The organism is Caballeronia arvi, assembly GCF_001544695.2.
Classification (GTDB): Bacteria; Pseudomonadota; Gammaproteobacteria; order Burkholderiales; family Burkholderiaceae; genus Caballeronia; species Caballeronia arvi.
Window position 1 is genome coordinate 38581 of the sequence record NZ_FCOM02000004.1, and the last position, 17393, is coordinate 55973.

At 63.5% G+C, this 17393-nt stretch carries 17 protein-coding genes; 11 read left to right on the forward strand and 6 right to left on the reverse strand.

What is annotated here, in order from left to right; genetic code table 11:
• Positions 1 to 14 precede the first annotated feature (14 nt).
• The 4 genes from AWB74_RS06460 to AWB74_RS06475 all read left to right on the forward strand — a co-directional run bounded on the left by AWB74_RS06460 (position 15) and on the right by AWB74_RS06475 (position 3295).
• The gene (locus AWB74_RS06460) at positions 15 to 737 is read left to right on the forward strand and encodes a class I SAM-dependent methyltransferase (RefSeq protein ID WP_061145955.1); all 723 of its coding nucleotides are present in this window, start codon (positions 15 to 17) and stop codon (positions 735 to 737) included.
• A gap of 79 nt (positions 738 to 816) precedes the next feature.
• Positions 817 to 2034 (forward strand): beta-ketoacyl-[acyl-carrier-protein] synthase family protein, encoded by a 1218-nt coding sequence (locus tag AWB74_RS06465; protein WP_061145956.1) that lies wholly within the window; start codon positions 817 to 819, stop codon positions 2032 to 2034.
• Positions 2031 to 2831, forward strand: a complete 801-nt coding sequence (locus AWB74_RS06470; protein WP_061145957.1) for a beta-ketoacyl synthase chain length factor — start codon at positions 2031 to 2033, stop codon at positions 2829 to 2831. Before AWB74_RS06465 ends, AWB74_RS06470 begins: the two co-directional genes overlap by 4 nt.
• A complete protein-coding gene (locus AWB74_RS06475; protein WP_061145958.1) occupies positions 2828 to 3295 on the forward strand; it encodes a hotdog family protein in 468 nt (155 codons plus the stop codon). Before AWB74_RS06470 ends, AWB74_RS06475 begins: the two co-directional genes overlap by 4 nt.
• Here AWB74_RS06475 and AWB74_RS06480 read toward each other — a convergent pair.
• The 3 genes from AWB74_RS06480 to AWB74_RS06490 all read right to left on the reverse strand — a co-directional run bounded on the left by AWB74_RS06480 (position 3268) and on the right by AWB74_RS06490 (position 5708).
• The gene (locus AWB74_RS06480) at positions 3268 to 4044 is read right to left on the reverse strand and encodes a class I SAM-dependent methyltransferase (protein ID WP_061145959.1); all 777 of its coding nucleotides are present in this window, start codon (positions 4042 to 4044) and stop codon (positions 3268 to 3270) included. The two genes, AWB74_RS06475 and AWB74_RS06480, sit on opposite strands and share 28 nt — an antisense overlap.
• 133 nt (positions 4045 to 4177) lie before the next feature.
• Entirely contained in the window at positions 4178 to 4864 is a 687-nt protein-coding gene (locus AWB74_RS06485; protein WP_061145960.1) for a hypothetical protein, read from the reverse strand.
• A gap of 262 nt (positions 4865 to 5126) precedes the next feature.
• Complete coding sequence (locus tag AWB74_RS06490; protein ID WP_061145961.1) at positions 5127 to 5708, reverse strand: flavin reductase family protein; 582 nt, start codon at positions 5706 to 5708, stop codon at positions 5127 to 5129.
• 152 nt (positions 5709 to 5860) lie between these two features.
• On the opposite strand from AWB74_RS06490, the gene AWB74_RS06495 reads away from it, so the two are divergent.
• Entirely contained in the window at positions 5861 to 6610 is a 750-nt protein-coding gene (locus AWB74_RS06495) for a PadR family transcriptional regulator (RefSeq protein ID WP_061145962.1), read from the forward strand.
• 16 nt (positions 6611 to 6626) lie between these two features.
• Positions 6627 to 7457, forward strand: a complete 831-nt coding sequence (locus AWB74_RS06500) for a siderophore-interacting protein (RefSeq protein WP_061145963.1) — start codon at positions 6627 to 6629, stop codon at positions 7455 to 7457.
• Between the two features lie 19 nt (positions 7458 to 7476).
• On the opposite strand, the gene AWB74_RS06505 is transcribed toward AWB74_RS06500, so the two are convergent.
• Together AWB74_RS06505 and AWB74_RS06510 are read right to left on the reverse strand one after the other, a co-directional pair.
• Positions 7477 to 9024: a UxaA family hydrolase gene (locus tag AWB74_RS06505; protein ID WP_061145964.1), complete on the reverse strand. Its 1548-nt coding sequence runs from the start codon at positions 9022 to 9024 to the stop codon at positions 7477 to 7479.
• 9 nt (positions 9025 to 9033) lie between these two features.
• A complete protein-coding gene (locus AWB74_RS06510; RefSeq protein WP_061145965.1) occupies positions 9034 to 10158 on the reverse strand; it encodes a mandelate racemase/muconate lactonizing enzyme family protein in 1125 nt (374 codons plus the stop codon).
• A 107-nt stretch (positions 10159 to 10265) separates the two neighbouring features.
• On the opposite strand from AWB74_RS06510, the gene AWB74_RS06515 reads away from it, so the two are divergent.
• The 5 genes from AWB74_RS06515 (at position 10266) to AWB74_RS06535 (ending at position 16521) form a co-directional block, all read left to right on the forward strand.
• On the forward strand, positions 10266 to 11141 hold the full coding sequence (locus AWB74_RS06515; protein WP_061145966.1) for a LysR family transcriptional regulator: 876 nt from the start codon (positions 10266 to 10268) through the stop codon (positions 11139 to 11141).
• 144 nt (positions 11142 to 11285) lie between these two features.
• Positions 11286 to 13043, forward strand: coding sequence for an IlvD/Edd family dehydratase (locus AWB74_RS06520; protein ID WP_061145967.1), 1758 nt, complete (start codon positions 11286 to 11288; stop codon positions 13041 to 13043).
• 181 nt (positions 13044 to 13224) lie between these two features.
• Positions 13225 to 14175 (forward strand): dihydrodipicolinate synthase family protein, encoded by a 951-nt coding sequence (locus AWB74_RS06525; protein ID WP_061145968.1) that lies wholly within the window; start codon positions 13225 to 13227, stop codon positions 14173 to 14175.
• 61 nt (positions 14176 to 14236) lie between these two features.
• Positions 14237 to 15544, forward strand: coding sequence for an MFS transporter (locus AWB74_RS06530; protein WP_061145969.1), 1308 nt, complete (start codon positions 14237 to 14239; stop codon positions 15542 to 15544).
• An 8-nt stretch (positions 15545 to 15552) separates the two neighbouring features.
• Positions 15553 to 16521, forward strand: coding sequence for a 2-hydroxyacid dehydrogenase (locus tag AWB74_RS06535; protein WP_061145970.1), 969 nt, complete (start codon positions 15553 to 15555; stop codon positions 16519 to 16521).
• Here AWB74_RS06535 and AWB74_RS06540 read toward each other — a convergent pair.
• Entirely contained in the window at positions 16493 to 17383 is an 891-nt protein-coding gene (locus tag AWB74_RS06540; RefSeq protein ID WP_061146171.1) for an isocitrate lyase/PEP mutase family protein, read from the reverse strand. The genes AWB74_RS06535 and AWB74_RS06540 overlap by 29 nt on opposite strands.
• Positions 17384 to 17393: the final 10 nt, after the last annotated feature.

Sequence of the window (17393 nt, forward strand, 5' to 3'; positions counted from 1 at the left end):
TCACCTGCGTCCGCATGGTCCCGACCGCGCTCATCGAAGCCGCCTGCCGTCCTTACCGCGCCGCGGGCCGGTTCGCGTGGCACTTCGCGTCGGCGAAGCTGCGTCACGATCCGTTCTTCGCCCACGTCCTCGCGCACGGACTGATCGGCGATGGCGCGCGCATCCTCGATCTCGGCAGCGGCCAGGGCCTGCTCGCCGCGTGGCTCGTCGGCGCGCACGCGTGGCATCGCGATGACGCTTCACAGAAGTGGCCGCCGCACTGGCCCGCGCCGCCCCTGCCGCATTCGCTGCACGGCATCGAGCTGACGCAGCGCGATGTCGAACGGGCGCGCATCGCATTGAAGGCGCACGCAGCGCGCATCCGCTTCGTCTGCGACGACATTCGTGTCGCGCCGTTTCCAGAGGCCGATGTCGTCGTCGCGTGCGATGTGCTGCATTACGTCGATGCCGACGCGCAAGCGTCCATCCTCCGCCGCGTGCGCGCGAGCCTCGCGCCGGACGGCGTGCTGCTTCTGCGCGTCAGCGACGCCGCCGCGGGCTGGCACGCGAAGCTCGATCGCGCCGTCGATTTCGGCGTGCAGATCGCCCGGTCGGGACGCGCGAACGGGCTCACGTGCCGCAGCGAAGCGCAATGGCTCGCGCTGCTCGACGAGTTGCGCTTTCACACGACGATTCGCCCGATGGGCAGCGGCGCGCACGACGCCAATCGTCTGCTGATCGCGCGACCGGCCGGCTGAGCGTCGTCCCGGCCGAAAACCCTCGTTTGTTACAATTAATCGCACTGAACCGCCACTGAATGTCGAGGCCGAACCTGTAGTGAATCCTCTTTTGCTTACGCATTTCACCGCCACGAGCTGCGCGGGACGCGGCCTCGACGCGACGCTCGCCGCGCTCGCGCAAGGCCGAGGCGGCCTTGCGCCATGCGACTTCGAGGGCGCCGCGCTGCGCACCTACACGGGGCGCGTCGGGGGCATCGAAGACGCGCCGGTCCGCGCGGACCTCGCTGAATTCGACTGCCGGAACAACCGCCTCGCGCAACTGGCGATGACGCAGGACAGCTTCGATGCGCGCGTGCGCGAAGCGATCGCGCGGGTGGGCGCGGCGCGCGTCGGCGTGTTCATGGGCACGAGCACCGCGGGCATTCTGGAAACTGAACTCGCGTACCGCCGCCGGGATGCGCAAACCGGCGCGCTGCCCGCCGATTTCAACTACGCGACCACGCACAATCCGTATTCGCTCGCCGGCTTCGTGCGCGCGTATTTCGGGCTGCGCGGACCGGCGGTGTCGGTGTCGTCGGCGTGTTCGTCGGGCGCGAAGGTGTTCGGCTCGGCGCGGCGCATGCTCGAAACCGGTCTCATCGACGTGGCCGTGGTCGGCGGCGTCGATACGCTCTGCCTCACGACGCTCTACGGCTTCAATTCGCTCGAACTGCTGTCGACCGGGCCGTGCAAGCCGTTCGACGTGAAGCGCGACGGCATTTCTATCGGCGAGGCGGCGGCGTTCGGGCTGCTCGAACGTGACGCGGCCGACCGTGCCGACCGTGCCGACGATGGCGACGCGATTCGTCTGCTCGGCATCGGCGAATCGAGCGACGCGTATCACATGTCGTCGCCGCACCCCGAAGGGCTCGGCGCGCGCATTGCGATGGAACAGGCGCTCGCGAGCGCGGGCCTCGATGCGCGCGACATCGGCTATGTCAACCTGCACGGCACGGCGACGCCCAGCAACGACGCCGCCGAAAGCCGCGCGCTCACGGACCTGTTCGACCGCGTGCCGTGCAGTTCGACCAAGGGCGCGACGGGACACACGCTGGGCGCGGCAGGCGCGCTCGAAGCGGTGATCGCGGCGCTCGCGCTGAAGCACGGAATGATTCCCGCCGGCGCCAACACGACGGAGCCCGATCCCGTGCTCGGTCTCGACTACGTGCTCACGTCGCGCGACGCGCCGCTCTGCGCAGTGCTGTCCAATTCGTTCGGCTTCGGCGGGACGAACTGCAGTCTTGTGTTCGGACGCAAGGGAGCGGCATCGGCATGACTCCATTGCGTGCGTATATCGAGGGGATCGGCGTGATCGGACCGGGGCTCGCGGACTGGCCGCAGGCCGCCAGCGTGCTGATGCAACGCGCCGCACGCGACGCCGCCGTGCGGACCGCGCTGCCGGCGCCCGCCAGCCTGCCTTCCGCCGAGCGGCGCCGCACCGGGCCAGTCGTGCGCGCGGCGCTCGCGGCCGCGCACGAAGCGGTCGCGCAGAGCGGGCGCGATGCCGCGACGCTCGCCGCCGTGTTCGCGGCATCCGGCGGTGATGGCGGGAATTTTCACGCGATCTGCGAAACGCTCGCGAGCGACGAGCCGCAACTCTCGCCAACGCGCTTCCACAACTCCGTCCACAACGCGCCCGCGGGCTACTGGAGCATCGCGACGCGCGCGATGGCTGCATCGAACGTGCTGTGCGCTTATGACGGCAGCTTCGCGGCGGGCTTGCTGGAAAGTCTCGCGCAAGTGAGCGTCGATGGCGCCGCGACGCTGCTCGTCGCCTACGACACGGACTATCCGGAGCCGTTGCGCCACGCGCGCCCGATCGCCGATGCGTTTGGCGTCGCGCTCGTGCTCGCGCCTGAATCGAGCGGCCGCACGCTGGCGCGCATCGAGGCGCGTCTCACGGACGCCGACGCGTTCAGCTTCGCCGATGCGGATCTCGAAGCGCTGCGCCTGTCGAACCCCGCGGCGCGTGCGCTGCCGCTGCTCGAAGTGCTGGCGCGCGGGCAGGCAACGGGCGTCGTGCTCGATTACCTCGACGGCACGCGCCTTGCCGTGGATATCGACCCGACATGAGCGACGCGCACATTCTCGATCGCGACTGGATCGCGGCGCGCATTCCGCATACCGGTTCGATGTGCCTGCTCGATGCCGTCATCGCGTGGGATGCGCAGCATATCCGCTGCACGGCGACGAGCCATCTCGCCTCCGACAATCCGTTGCGTTCGAAAGGACGGCTCGCGTCGGTGTGCGGCATCGAATATGCCGCGCAGGCGATGGCGACGCATGGCGCGCTCGTCGGCGATGCGAGCGAGCGTCCGCGCGTCGGTATGCTGACGAGCGTGCGCGGCGTTCAGATGCACATCGATCGTCTCGATACGCTCGACGGCCCGCTCGATATCGATGCCGAGCGCATGGGCGGCGACGATAACACCGTGCTCTATCGCTTTGCCGTGCATTGCAAGGGACGCTTGCTGCTGAGCGGGCGCGCGGCCGTGATCCTCGACGCCGCTCAGGCGGCGGGCTTGGTCGCGCAATAAGCGGAGAAGATGCCGAGCTCGACATCGCGGCGCACGTTCGCGAAACCCGCGCGGCGGATGGCGGCGAGCACAGTGTCGGGCGGCACGCAGGCTTCGATCGTGTCCCAGTAATAACGCATCAGCTCGACGCTTTCCTCTTTCTTCCCGACGATTCGCGCGATCATCGGCACGACGCCGCGCATGTACAGCTTCAGCGCGGCGGTGCCCACGCCATGCGCGGGGCGGGTGATTTCGAGCACGCAGAGCCGTCCGCCGGGCGCGAGCACGCGAAAATATTCGTCGAAGACTTTCGCGAGGTCGCTGACGTGGCGCAATGCGAAGCCCATGCTGAGGAAATCGTAGGCGGCGGTGTCGCACGGCAGGTCTTCGGCAGTGCCGATGCGCGTTTCGACGCCCTTCGGCAGATGCGCCTGTCCGACCATGCCCGGACTCGGATCGACGCCCGTGACGAGCGCGGGGTTACCGGTGATCGCGACCGCTTCCCTAGTCACGAGCCCCGTTCCCATGCCGACATCGAGCACCCGCATGCCGCGCGCGAGACCCGCCGAGCGCAGCGCGCGTTTGCGATACCACGGGCCCGAGCCGAAGGCCATCGCGCGTTCGATGGCATCGTAGTCGGAGGCCGTGCGGTCGAAGATGCCGCGCAGCCAGAGGCGTCGCCGGGATTCGTCGGGGTAATAGGATGTGAGCGGCTCGTGCGGGGCTTTTTCGTTGGTTTCGATGCTCGTGTCGCGCCGGGGGGAAGTCATCGAGTCTCCTGGGTTTTGTGCTGGGCCGCGGACAGGTTGTCGATTGGTTTTATCACAGGGCGTGGGTGGAGGGGAGCGGGTTTCACGGGAAGCAGAATGCCGGCGTGGCCTCGACGCCATCGCCCCCCGAGCGTTAGACCTCCACCGCCGGAGCCAGCACCTCCACGATTGCCGGCGATGCCTTGACCGTCCCCGCCCACATCGGCGCTTTCCGCGCGCGCATCATCGAGTTACGCACGCGTCGTTCCGGCCGCCCGAGCATGCCCCCGCCCACGAGCGCGACACACGATGCAATCAGCGGCACCGCGAGCAGCATCGTCGCGAATCTGAAAAGGCCTGCCTTTAGCGGACTGCGCGACGCCCGCACAGACCACGCGAGCGCGAACGCTGTGTAAGCAATCGCGGCAGGCGCACCCGCCAGTTCGGGCATACCGATGCGTTGCGCGAAAGGCATCGGAAAAATCAGCACGAAGAGCGCGATGCCCGAGATCGCGTGAACGAGCAGCGCACGCCCCTCCTTCACGAGACGCAAGATCGACCAGACGGCCAGCACGAGCACGAGTGCCGGGCACGCGGCCACCACGGCTGCGAGCGCGAGATAGACGACGACCCCGCTCATCAGATTGCGCAGATAGCCTTCCGACGTTGCGTACCAGACCATGTATCCAGCCGCGAGCGCCGCCACGCACGCGATGAACGCCGTCATGCCGCCCTGCCCGTCCGGCGAAACAACGAGCGAAACGACGAGCCTCAGCAACAAAAGACTCGTGAAGACGACGAGATGAATCACGAATCGCACGACCGAAAAACGCTGTTCCATACCACACCCCTTTCCCCTGACGGTGCGAGCGGTCGTTGCTGCGGTCTATCCCTCATGCTGCGCGAGACCTCGGCAAACCTGTCCTCACCCATCTTGTCGCGCGCGTCCGAATTCGAATTGACGGATCGCACGCTCAAAAGCGCCGCCGCGAATAGCCTTTCGGTCTTTCGCGGTCGACGTCTCTTTATCGACTGGGGAACGGGGAATCTTTAGCCCTTCGTTCGCGGGCTAAAGCGGGCGCGCGAGGCGCCCGTGGAACACATCAGCGTGCAAGCGGCTTCGCCTGCTCCATCGACGACGCGCGCACGAACTTGCCCGCGCCGAGATGATGGATCGTGTGCAGCGGCTGATTCGATTCGTCGATGGTCCAGTGGCCGTCGACGAACACGCGCGTATCCGCGGCGGCGGCGACGACTTCCGCGAAACAGGTGTCGTAGGCGTCTTCGGTGTGCTTTTCGTCGATGAGCCTGCACTCGAGCCACGCCGCGCAGTTCGTCTCGATGAGCGGCAGGCCGAGCACCGGCCCTTGCACCGTGTCGATGCCGAAGGCCTCGAACTTGTCGATCTCGCGCCCGCTCGTCGAGCCGACCGCATAAGTCAGATCGATCATCGCCGCACCCGGCACGATGATCCCGAACCTGCCGCTCGCGGCGGCGAGCTCGCGCGTGTACGTGTTCTTGTCGATCACGACGGCGATGCGCGGCGGCGTGAATTCCACCGGCATCGACCACGCTGCGGCCATCACGTTGCGCCGGCCGCCGTGCGCGCTCGTGACGAGCACCGTTGGACCATGATTGATGAGGCGGCTGGCGTGCTCCAGCCTGACGGGAAGAAAGTGGCTCATGGTTTTATGAATGCAAAGGACAATGCGCGTGATTGTATGCGGCGTTCAAAATGCGCGCGCCCCGTAGGATCGCTCCCCGAAAACTCCGCTTGACAGACGCTCTTACGATATATATCTTTAGATATGTTTTACGACATATCTGGAGTTTTCATATGAAATCTCGTTGCTTTCAACGCGCGCGTGATGCCAGTTTCCGCGCATTCGGTTTTGATTCCCCGTTCGACGCGCCCGAGTGGGCCGAACGCTTCGCTTTCGAACGCTGGGGCATGGTCGGCCGTCATCGCCACGGCGGCGGCGGCCGCTTCGGCGGTGGTCCCGGTGGAATGGGCGGCCCGGGCGGCCCGGGCGGCATGGGTGGATTCGGTGGTGAAGATGGCATGCCGCGCGGCCGCAAGTTCTCATCGGACGACCTGCAATTGCTGCTTCTCGCGATGCTCGCCGAAGCACCACGTCACGGCTACGAACTCATCAAGGCGCTGGAAGACCGCTCGAACGGCTTTTACGCACCGAGTCCGGGCATGGTGTATCCGGCGCTCACTTATCTGGAAGAGCTCGGCTATACGACCGTCGAGCTGGAAGGCAATCGCAAACGCTATGCGCTGTCCGATGCAGGCCGCGACTATCTCGCGTCGAATCGCGAGCGCGTGGACCTGATGCTCGCGAAGCTCACGCATTTCGCGCGCAAGATGGATCTCGTGCGCCGCGCATACATGGGCGAGGAAATCGACGACGCTGCGGCCGACGGCGGCTGGGCGCCCGAACTGATCGCCGCGCGCCGCGCGCTGAAGAAGGCGCTGCTGCTGCGCACCGATGCGCCGCAAGACGAACAGCGCCGCATCGCCGCGATCCTCGCCCGCGCGACTGAGGAAATCGAACAGAACCCGGCGCCGAAGCAGGCGTAAGAAGGAGCCCTACACGATGACCGATTCCATCCTGCAAGACCGGCCCGATCTCGAAGTCACGCGCGTGCGCCACGCGCTCAAGTTTCGTTTGCTGCAAGTCACGCGCGTGCAGGCGCTCAACCCGCATCTCGTGCGTGTGACCTTCACGGGCGATGACCTCGAAGACTTCGTCAGCGCATCGTTCGACGATCACGTGAAGCTGTTTTTCCCGGAGCCGGGTGAGCCGATGCCCGCGCTGCCGCAAGCCGGCCCCAATGGTCCCGAGTTCGATCCATCGAAGCCGCGTCCGATCGCGCGCGACTTCACGCCGCGCCGCTTCGACCGCGCGGCGCGCGAGCTGGATATCGAATTCGCGCTGCACGAAGCCGGTCCTGCAACTGCGTGGGCCGTGCAAGCCGCGCCGGGCCAGCATCTCGGCATCGGCGGGCCGCGTGGCTCGTTCGTGATTCCGACGCAGTTCGACTGGCATCTCCTCATCGGCGATGAAACCGCGCTGCCCGCCATCGCGCGCCGGCTCGAAGAGTTGCCCGAAGGCACGCGCGTCGCGGCGCTGATCGAAGTAGCCGATCCATCGGCGCGCATCGAATTCGATACGCGTGCCGATCTGTACGTGCAGTGGCGCTATCGAAATGAAAGCGAGCATCCGGGCGGCGCACTTCTGCTCGCGTTGCGCGAAACCTATCTGCCCGATGGCGATGGCTACGTGTGGGCCGCAGGCGAAGCCACGCTGATGCGCGCCGTGCGCAAGCTGCTCTGCGAAGAACGCGGCATCGACAAGAAGCGCATTCGCGCATCGGCGTATTGGAAACGCGGCGAGCAAGGCGTGCACGAGACGATCGACGGTTGATCGCACGCGGCGCTTTGGATCAACTCATGATGCCGATCTGCCACGGCACGAATTCATGATCGCCAAGCCCAAGCAGTTCGCTCTTCGTGCGCTGGCCTGAAGCGGCGGCAAGCATCGCGTCGAAGATCGCGCGGCCGGTGCTCTCGACGGACGCAACGCCATCGAGAATGCCGCCGCAATTCAGATCCATGTCTTCGATCAAACGCTCGAACATGCGCGTGTTGGTCGCGAGCTTGAGCGATGGCACCGGCTTCGCACCGAACATCGAGCCGCGTCCCGTCGTGAACGCGATGAGATTCGCGCCGCCCGCGATCTGTCCCGTTGCGGAAACGGGATCGAAGCCGGGCGTGTCCATGAAGACGAGCCCGCGCTGCTTCACGGGTTCGGCATAGCGATACACCTCCATGAGCGGCCCCGTGCCGCCTTTCATCGACGAGCCAATCGACTTCTCGAAGATATTCGCGAGTCCGCCGATCTGATTGCCCGGGCTGACCTTGCCGTTGATCTGCACGTCGCGTCCGACGGAATATTCTTCCTTCCACCATCGAATGCGTTCGAGCAGTTTCTCGCCGACTTCACGGCTCACCGCGCGCCGTGTCAGCGTGTGCTCGACGCCATAGATTTCCGGCGTCTCCGAAAGAATCGCCGTGCCGCCATGCCGAACGAGCAGATCGACGGCTGCGCCGAGCGCGGGATTCGCGGTAATCGATGAAAAGCCATCCGACCCGCCGCACTGCAAGCCGATCTTCAGATGACTGGCGCTCACAGCCGTGCGCGTCACGCGGTTCGCAGCTGGCAGCAACGCGCGCACGGCTTCGATGCCGGCTTCGATCGTCCTTCGCGTGCCACCGCTCTCCTGCATGATGAACGTATGCAGGCGCGAGCCCGCGCTCAAGCCTTCCTGCTCCATCAATCCGGCCAGTTGATTGCGTTCGCAACCGAGCCCGATGACGAGCGCCGCCGCGAGATTCGGATGCCGCGCATAGCCCGCCATCGTGCGACGCAGAAGCGCCATCGGTTCGCCACTCATCTCCATACCGCAACCGATGCCATGCGTGAACGCGACCACGCCATCCACGTTCGGGTAGTCGGCGAGACGCTCCGGCGTGAACCATTGCGCAATCTTGTGCGCAACCGTGGCCGAGCAATTCACCGTCGACAGAATGCCGATGTAGTTGCGCGTCGCGATTTCGCCGTTCTCGCGCACGATGCCCTGAAACGTGGCGCGTTGCTCGTCCGCGAGCATGTCGACCGCACGATAGTCCGCGCAGAACGCATGATCGCGATCGAACTCGCGGAACTCGACGTTATGGTTATGCACCATCGTGCCCGCTGCGATATCCGTGTTCGCGAAGCCGATCGTCACGTTGTACTTGCGCACGGCCTCGCCTTTGACGATCGCGCGCGCTGCGATCTTATAGCCCGCCGTGACCTGGCTTCTGCAAACGAAGTTATCCGATGGAACCGCCGTGCCGATAGCCACGTCCGTGCGCGCTATCACGACATTGTCTTCGGGATGCAGGCGAATCACCGGACCCGCGATGACTTTATTGAGCGTGTCTGACATGATTCGTCGTTATGCAGTGTGTTTCCACTTACCGTATTTGGCGACTTCCTTTTCATCGAACGAGAAGCCGAGACCGGGTGCATCGTGAAGCTTCACGCGGCCATCGCGATGCGACAGTTGCCGGTCGATCAACCGTCGGAAATTGAGCACCTGATCGTCCCAGAAGAATTCGACATAGCGCGCATTCGGGGTCGCGGCAACGAGCGGCGCGTGCAGATCGTGAAACCAGTGCGGACACATCACGACGCCATGACTTGCAGCGGTCGCCGCAATCTTGCGCCATTCGGTGATGCCGCCGCACACAGCCGCATCCGTTTGCAGAATTGCGGCCGCGCCCTTGTCGAGTAGCTCTTTGTGATACCAGCGGCCATAGCCGATCTCGCCTGTCGCGATCGGAATGCGTGTGGCTCTGGCGAGACGCGCGTGGTTATCGACATCATCGGGTGAAAAAGGCTCTTCGATGAAGTACGGATCGTATTGCTCGATGCGCCGCACGTGCTGAAGCGCCTGCGTGACATCGGTCCAGCCATTGTTCATGTCGATCATGAGTTCGACGTCCGGCCCCACCGCTTCACGCGCGGCTTTCACACGGCGCTCTTCTTCCTGCGGCGATAACCTGCCGCCTTTCATTTTCACCGCACGAAAGCCCTTCTCGACATAACTCGCCATTTCTTCGCCGAGCTTTTCGGGCGTCTTGCCTTCGAGGTAATAGCCGCCGCTCGCATAAGCGGGCACTGTCTCCAGTTCATTTGCGCCGAGATATTTATGCAGCGGCAGCTTATGCGTGCGCGCATTGAGGTCCCATAACGCGACATCGAGAATGCTCAGCGCGCGCATCACGGTGCCCGCGCGTCCTTGCAGAAGCGCTTCGTCATACATCGCCTGCCACAGCCCTTCGACCGCATACGAATCCTTGCCGATCAACACTGGCGTGAGCAATTGTTCGACGGCCACCGTCAGCAACTCGCCCGCCGCACTGCCGATATAGCAGAAGCCGATACCTTCAACGCCATCCGTCGAGCGAACCTTGACGAGCCCATAGTGGCGCGTCGATACGGTGCGGGTGGAAAACGACGTGACGCGATCGAGCGGCACGGCGGCCGCGCAAACAGCAATCGATTCGATGACGGGCATAACTTCGTCTCCGGGGTTCTCATTCGTTGCGAATGCAATCAGTTTGATGGCGTGCGGGACCAAGAGGAAGTATCCTTTGGCTTCTTCAAACCCAAAAATTTTTATCGATGGACTCGCGCTATCTGCAGAGCTTCGTGTTCGTCGTCGAGCTCGGCTCCATTGCCGAAGCCGCGCGCAGACTGGATCTCACGCCTGCCGCAGTCGCGCAAAGGGTGAAGATGCTGGAGGCCGAACTCGGCGCGACGCTCGTGCGCCGCTCGGGCCGCACGGTCGGCGCGACGGAAGCGGGCGAGCGCATTCTCGCGCGGGCGCGCACCGTGCTGCACGACATACGCGACCTGCGCGCGGACATCGACGATACGGATCAACTCGGCGGCCAACTGCGCCTCGGCGGCATGGCGACGATGATGGCGGGCCTCATCCCCGATGCGCTCGCGGTGCTTCTGAACCGTTATCCGCAGATGGATTTCTATCTCGAGCCGGGCACTTCACTCGATCTTTATCGCAAGGTGACGAGCGGCGATCTCGATGCCGCGGTCATCGCGCAACCGCTATTCAATCTGCCGAAGAGTTGCGACTGGCATACGTTCAGAAAGGAATCGCTGGTTCTCCTGACGCCCGCGTCGATGCACGTCACCGATGTACACGCGACGCTGCAAAGCGAGCCATTCGTGCGCTATGACCGCAATGTCGTAGGCGGTCAGCTTGCCGATGCTTATCTGCGGCAGCACGGCATCAAGCCGCATCAGCGTTGCGAACTCGACGGCCTTGCCGCTATCGCGACGCTCGTCGATCGCGGCCTTGGCGTCTCGCTGATACCGGATTGGGCGTCGCGGGAATTGGGCGGTCTTTCGCTGAAGAAATGGGCGTTGCCGCATGCGGCGCCCAAGCGGCTTGTCGGCCTGCTATGGGGACGTTCATCTGCGCGATTGCGCCTTGTGCAAGCGTTTCTGGCCGCAGCCGACTCCATCGAACGACACTGACAAGCGGCGATCATTAGCGTTGCCTGCTTCGGGAAGCAAAAATCTCTATGGTTTGAAGCAAACGCCACGTGCGCTCAAAGCCTGCCAAAGCCGCGATAATCAAGCCGCGGAGACATTCAACGCTCATTCGACGGTAGTGCAACCATGACAGATACATTCAAGAAAAAGCCCGGCGACGAACCCACGCAACCGGGCGGCCTGCGCAAGTCGCTGACGAGCTATGGCGACAGCGGCTTTTCGCTCTTTCTGCGCAAGGCATTCATCAAAGGCGCGGGTTATACCGACAGCGCGCTGGATCGCCCGGTAATCGGCATCGTCAATACGGGCAGCGCCTATAACCCTTGTCATGGCAACGCGCCGCAACTCATCGAAGCCGTGAAGCGCGGCGTGATGCTGGCAGGCGGCCTGCCGATGGATTTCCCGACGATATCGATCGCTGAATCGTTCTCGCAGCCGACGAGCATGTACCTGCGCAATCTGATGTCGATCGATACGGAAGAAATGATTCGCGCGCAACCGATGGACGCAGTCGTGCTGATCGGCGGATGCGACAAGACCGTGCCCGCGCAATTGATGGGCGCGGCATCGGCGGGCATTCCGGCCATACAGCTCATCACGGGTTCGATGCTCACGGGCGCGCATCGCGGCGAGCGTGTCGGCGCGTGCACCGATTGCCGCCGCTATTGGGGCCGTTTTCGCGCGGAGGAAATCGACGAAGCCGAGATCGCCGCGGTGAACAATCAACTCGTCGCGAGCGTGGGAACCTGTTCGGTGATGGGCACTGCGAGCACGATGGCATGCATTGCCGAAGCGCTGGGCATGACGGTGCCGGGCGGTGCATCGCCGCCGGCGGTGACATCGGATCGCATGCGCATCGCCGAGATGACCGGCATGCAAGCCGTGCAGATGGCGCGCGATAACCTCACCATCGACAAGATCCTTACGGCGGAAGCATTCGAAAACGCGATGCGCGTGCTGCTCGCGATCGGCGGCTCGACCAATGGCATCGTGCACCTCACTGCTATCGCGGGACGCATGGGTTATGAAGTCGACCTGAAAGCGCTCGATCGCATGGGACGCGAGACACCGGTGCTCGTCGACCTGAAGCCTTCAGGCTCGCATTACATGGAAGACTTTCACAAGGCCGGCGGCATGGCGACGCTCCTGCGCGAGCTGAAGCCGCTTCTGAACCTCGACGCGCTGACAATCACGGGCCGCACGCTCGGTGAAGAAATCGAAGCGGCTGGCCCCGCTTTCGAGCAGGACGTCGTGCGTGCGTTCGATAAACCGATCTATCCGCAAGGCGGCATCGCGGTGCTCGAAGGCAATCTCGCGCCGGGCGGCGCGATCATCAAGCAGTCGGCTGCGGATGCGAAGCTGATGGAGCACGAAGGACGCGCGGTCGTGTTCGAGAATGGCGCGGATCTCGCGGCGCGCATCGATTCCGACGATCTCGACGTCACGGCCGACGATATTCTCGTGCTGAAGAATATCGGTCCGAAAGGCGCGCCGGGCATGCCCGAGGCGGGTTATATCCCGATCCCGCGCAAGCTAGCTGTCAAGGGCGTCAAAGATATCGTGCGTATCTCCGATGGACGCATGAGCGGCACGGCATTCGGCACCATCGTTCTTCATGTGACACCGGAAGCGGCGGTCGGCGGGCCGCTCGCGCATGTCCGCTCGGGCGACCGCATTCGCCTTAGCGTGTCCAAACGCGAAATCAGCCTGCTGATAAGCGATGAAGAACTCGCAGCACGCGCGAAAGCAGCGCCTGTTACTGTGCCGACTGCGGATCGCGGTTATCGCAAGCTGTTTTACGACACTGTGACGCAAGCGGATAAAGGCGTCGATTTCGACTTTCTGCGCGCAACGCAAACGCGAGGCGTGACACCGCGGCGATGACGTCGGCGTTCATCGAGTAATTGCCAGGCCACTTACGAGTGGCCTTTTTTACGTTCCACGCGATCGAACACAAGACACAAAAAATTTTTGAGTTTGAAGCAAGCAGCCCCCGGTTCTTCGATGCTTTACGCACGGCGATACTGGCTTCCATCGCAAAGGACCGTAAAGGAAACGCTTGCTCATGACCTCATCGCATCACTTTCATGGCGCGCTGTCGCCGGTGCTCACGCCATTCAACGAAGACGGATCGCCTTCGACTGAACGCTTCATCCGCCATTGCCGCGCGCTATTGAATGACGATGTCGGGCTTGCGGTCTTCGGCACAAACTCGGAAGCAAACTCGCTCAATGTGTCGGAAAAACGCGGTCTGCTCGACGCCTTGCTCGAGGCAGGCTTGCCCGCCGCGCGCATGATGCCGGGCACGGGCGCATGCGCACTACCCGATGTGATCGAGCTGACGCGTCACGCGGTATCCAATGGATGCGCGGGCGTATTGATGCTGCCGCCCTTCTACTACAAAGGCGTAAGCGACGAAGGACTTTTTCGCGCGTATGCGAGCGTGATCGAAGCAATCGGTGATGCGCGTCTCAAGATCTATCTCTATCACATCCCGCCCGTCTCGCAAGTCGGCCTGAGCCTGACGCTGATCGAGCGCCTGCTCAAAACTTATCCCGACGCAATCGCGGGCATCAAGGACAGCTCGGGCGACTGGAACAACACGGCCTCGCTCATCGACGCTTTCGCTTCGTCGGGATTCGAAGTCTTTGCGGGTAGCGAGACCTTCCTGCTGCGCACGTTGCAAGCGGGCGGCGCAGGCTGCATTACGGCGACGGGCAACGTGAACGCCGCGGCGATCGCTCGTCTCGCGCGCGACTGGCAAGCCGTCGATGCACCCGCTCAGCAACGACGCCTCGACGAAACGCGCGCGGTATTTCAGCGCTTCCCGATGATCGCCGCAATGAAAGCCGCGATCGCATGGCAATCCGGCGATGAAGGCTGGGCAACGTTGCGTGCGCCGCTCGTCGAACTGGATGCATCGCAACGCATGCAGCTGGAAAGCGCGCTCGCGGCGATCGGCTTTCGCATTCCGCATGCGGCGAATCTCGCGCTATCGACGGAAGCACTGAACTGAATCCGTCCGCAAGCGAGCACATAAACAAAACGAAGGCTCTGCAGATTTACAGGAGACAACCTTGTACAACAGCACATCCCTGCCCGCGACGATCGAAACGAGCGAAGCCGATTCGATTTTCAGGCGCGTCGCATTGCGCTTCATGCCCTTGCTCTTCGTCGGTTATGTCGTCGCCTATCTGGATCGCGTGAATGTCGGCTTTGCGAAGCTGCAAATGCTCAATAGCCTGCACTTGAGCGAAACCGTCTACGGTCTCGGTGCGGGACTCTTTTTCGTCGGCTATTTCTTCTTCGAGGTGCCGAGCAACCTGCTGTTGCATCGCATCGGCGCGCGGCGCTGGATCGCGCGCATCATGGTCACATGGGCGATCCTTTCGATGGCCACCGCGTGGGTCAGCACGCCGATGCAGTTCTACATCGTGCGCTTTCTGCTGGGCGTCGCCGAAGCCGGGTTCTTTCCCGGCATGGTGCTCTATCTCACGTACTGGTTTCCGTCGCATCGGCGCGGCAAGATGGTCGCGTTGCTGATGGCAGGCAATCCGGTGTCGGGGCTCGTCGGCGGTCCCGTGTCCGGCTACATCATGCATGCGATGCAGGGCACGTGGGGCCTCGCGGGCTGGCAATGGCTCTTCATCATCGAAGCGCTGCCTTCGATCGTACTCGGCCTCGTGATCTTGCGTCATCTCGACGATCGCGTCGCGGATGCCACGTGGCTCTCCGAACGCGAAAAGACCGTGATTCTCGATGAAATCGCCGCCGACACCGCCACGCACACGCATGGCTCGGTGCGCGCCGTGTTCACATCGGGACGCGTCTATTTGATGTGCCTGATCCTCTTCGGCATCGTGATGGGCTCGTATGCGATCGGCTTCTGGCAGCCGACCATCCTGCGCGCGACGGGCATCGAGGACGCGTTCATCATCGGCCTGCTCACGATGATCCCCTATTCCGTCGCGCTCGTTTCGATGATCGTGACAGGCAAGCACGCGGACCATACGCGCGAGCGGCGCTGGCATGTCGCGATACCTGCGCTCATCGCAGGCTCGGGCTTCGTGCTGTGCGCGCTGTTCGGTTCGTCGTCGGCAATGTCGGTGTTCGGGCTCACGCTCGCGACCGCCGGCGTCATCACCGCCTTGCCGATGTTCTGGGCATTGCCGACCGCGTTTCTCGGCGGCGCGGGCGCGGCCGCGGGCATAGCGCTCATCAATTGCACGGGCAATCTCGCAGGCTTCATTAGCCCGGCGGTGATCGGCTGGCTCAAGACCGCCACGCATTCGCTATCATCGGGACTCTTCGTCGTCGCGGCTTCGCTTGCCGTTTCGGCGCTGCTGATTGTGGTGCTCGTGCCCGCGCGGCTCGTCAATAAATGAGGCTTTCGATGTCCGATCGCGATAACAATCCTGTGGACCTGAACTTGCCGCCGGTGCTGTGCATCGGCGATTTCCCGGCGAATGCCAATGCGTTGGTGCAAGCGCGCCTGGCGCCCGTTACGCTCGCAGACATAGACCGCGATGATGCTCTGCGCGAGCGCATCGGCGCGATCGTCACGCGTTCGAATTACGACATCGATATCGCGTTGATCGAGCGCTTGCCATCGCTGAAGATCATCGCGACGAGCGGCGTCGGATTCGATCGGATTCCCGTCGAGTTCGCGCGTGAGCGCGGCATCGTCGTCGCCAATACGCCGGACCTGCTCAACGCGGCCGTTGCGGAGTTGACCATCGGGTTGATGCTTGCGCTATTGCGGCAACTGCCGCGAGCGGATAGCTTCGTGCGTTCGGGCGCATGGTCGAAGGGCGCGTTTGCGCTCGGCACGAGCCTCGCGAGCAAGCGCGTGGGGATCATCGGCATGGGACGCATCGGCAAGGAAATCGCGCGGCGGCTCGCGCCGTTCGATGTCGAGATCGCATACTATGGCCGCACGCGGCAAGCGCTTTCGCATGAATCGTTCGCGCATCCGCAAGCACTGGCGCGCTGGTCCGACATTCTGATCGCGGCGTGTCCCGGCGGCAGCGATACGCGGCATCTCGTCGATGCCAGCGTGCTCGATGCGCTCGGCGCGCAAGGCATCCTCGTGAACATCGCGCGAGGTTCCGTCGTCGACGAAGAAGCGCTCGTTCAGGCGCTCGAACGAAAATCTATCGCGGGCGCTGCGCTCGATGTGTTTGAACACGAACCGCTCGAAGCGTCGGCGCTATGCACGTTCGATAACGTGGTGCTCAGCCCGCACATCGGCAGCGCAACGCACGAAACGCGCCTTGCGATGGCGCAGCTCACCATCGATAACGTCGTGTCGTTCTTCGCGAAGGGGAAAGCAATCACACCTGTTGTTTCGACGAACCGCTAGCGAAGCGCTTCTCCACATCGACCGCCTTGTCGAGCCCGACGAAGCGGTTGTATTCCTCGAACGGCGTCAAACGATCCGCGATGGCGTCGGTCGAACCTTCGCGCATGAAGACGGCCAGCATGTCTTTCACGGCCTTGTGCATCGCGAGCATCGGTTCGATGGGACTCAGCGTGTAATCGAAGCCCATTTCATAGGCCTCCTTCATCGACACATACGGGCTCTTTCCCGTGCGCGCCTGATTGAAGAGGATGGGTTTGCCCAGCGGCTTCAGGCGACGAGTGAGCTCGCGCATGTGCTCGAGGCTTTCTGGCGCATCGGCATAGAGACCGTCCGCGCCTGCTTCTGCATACGCTTCGAGCCGCGCGATGGCATCGTCGATGCCCGTCACCGCGATCGCATCCGTGCGCGCAACGATAAAGAAATTTGGATCGCGCCGCGCTTCGATCATCGCGCGCAACTTCAGCACCATCTCTTCGCGAGGGACGAGTTGCTTGCCCGCGTAGTGGCCGCATTTCTTCGGCAACGCCTGATCTTCGAGATGCAGCACGGATGCACCCGCTTCTTCCCAGAGACGCATCGTGCGCTGCACATCGAGAATGCCGCCGTAACCGGTGTCGGCATCGGCGAAGACCGGCACCGACGTTACGCGGCAAATGCGGCGGATATGCTCGAACATCTCCGTTTGCGACAGCACGCCGATATCGGGCTGCCCCGCGACGACACCCGACGCGACGAAGCCTGACACATAGATCGCCTTCGCACCGGCCTGCTCGGCGAGCATCGCGGTAATGGCGTCGTGCGCGCCCATGCAAACGAACGGACCTTCCTTGAACAACTCGCGAAAGCGTGCGGAACGGGTCAAGATCAATCTC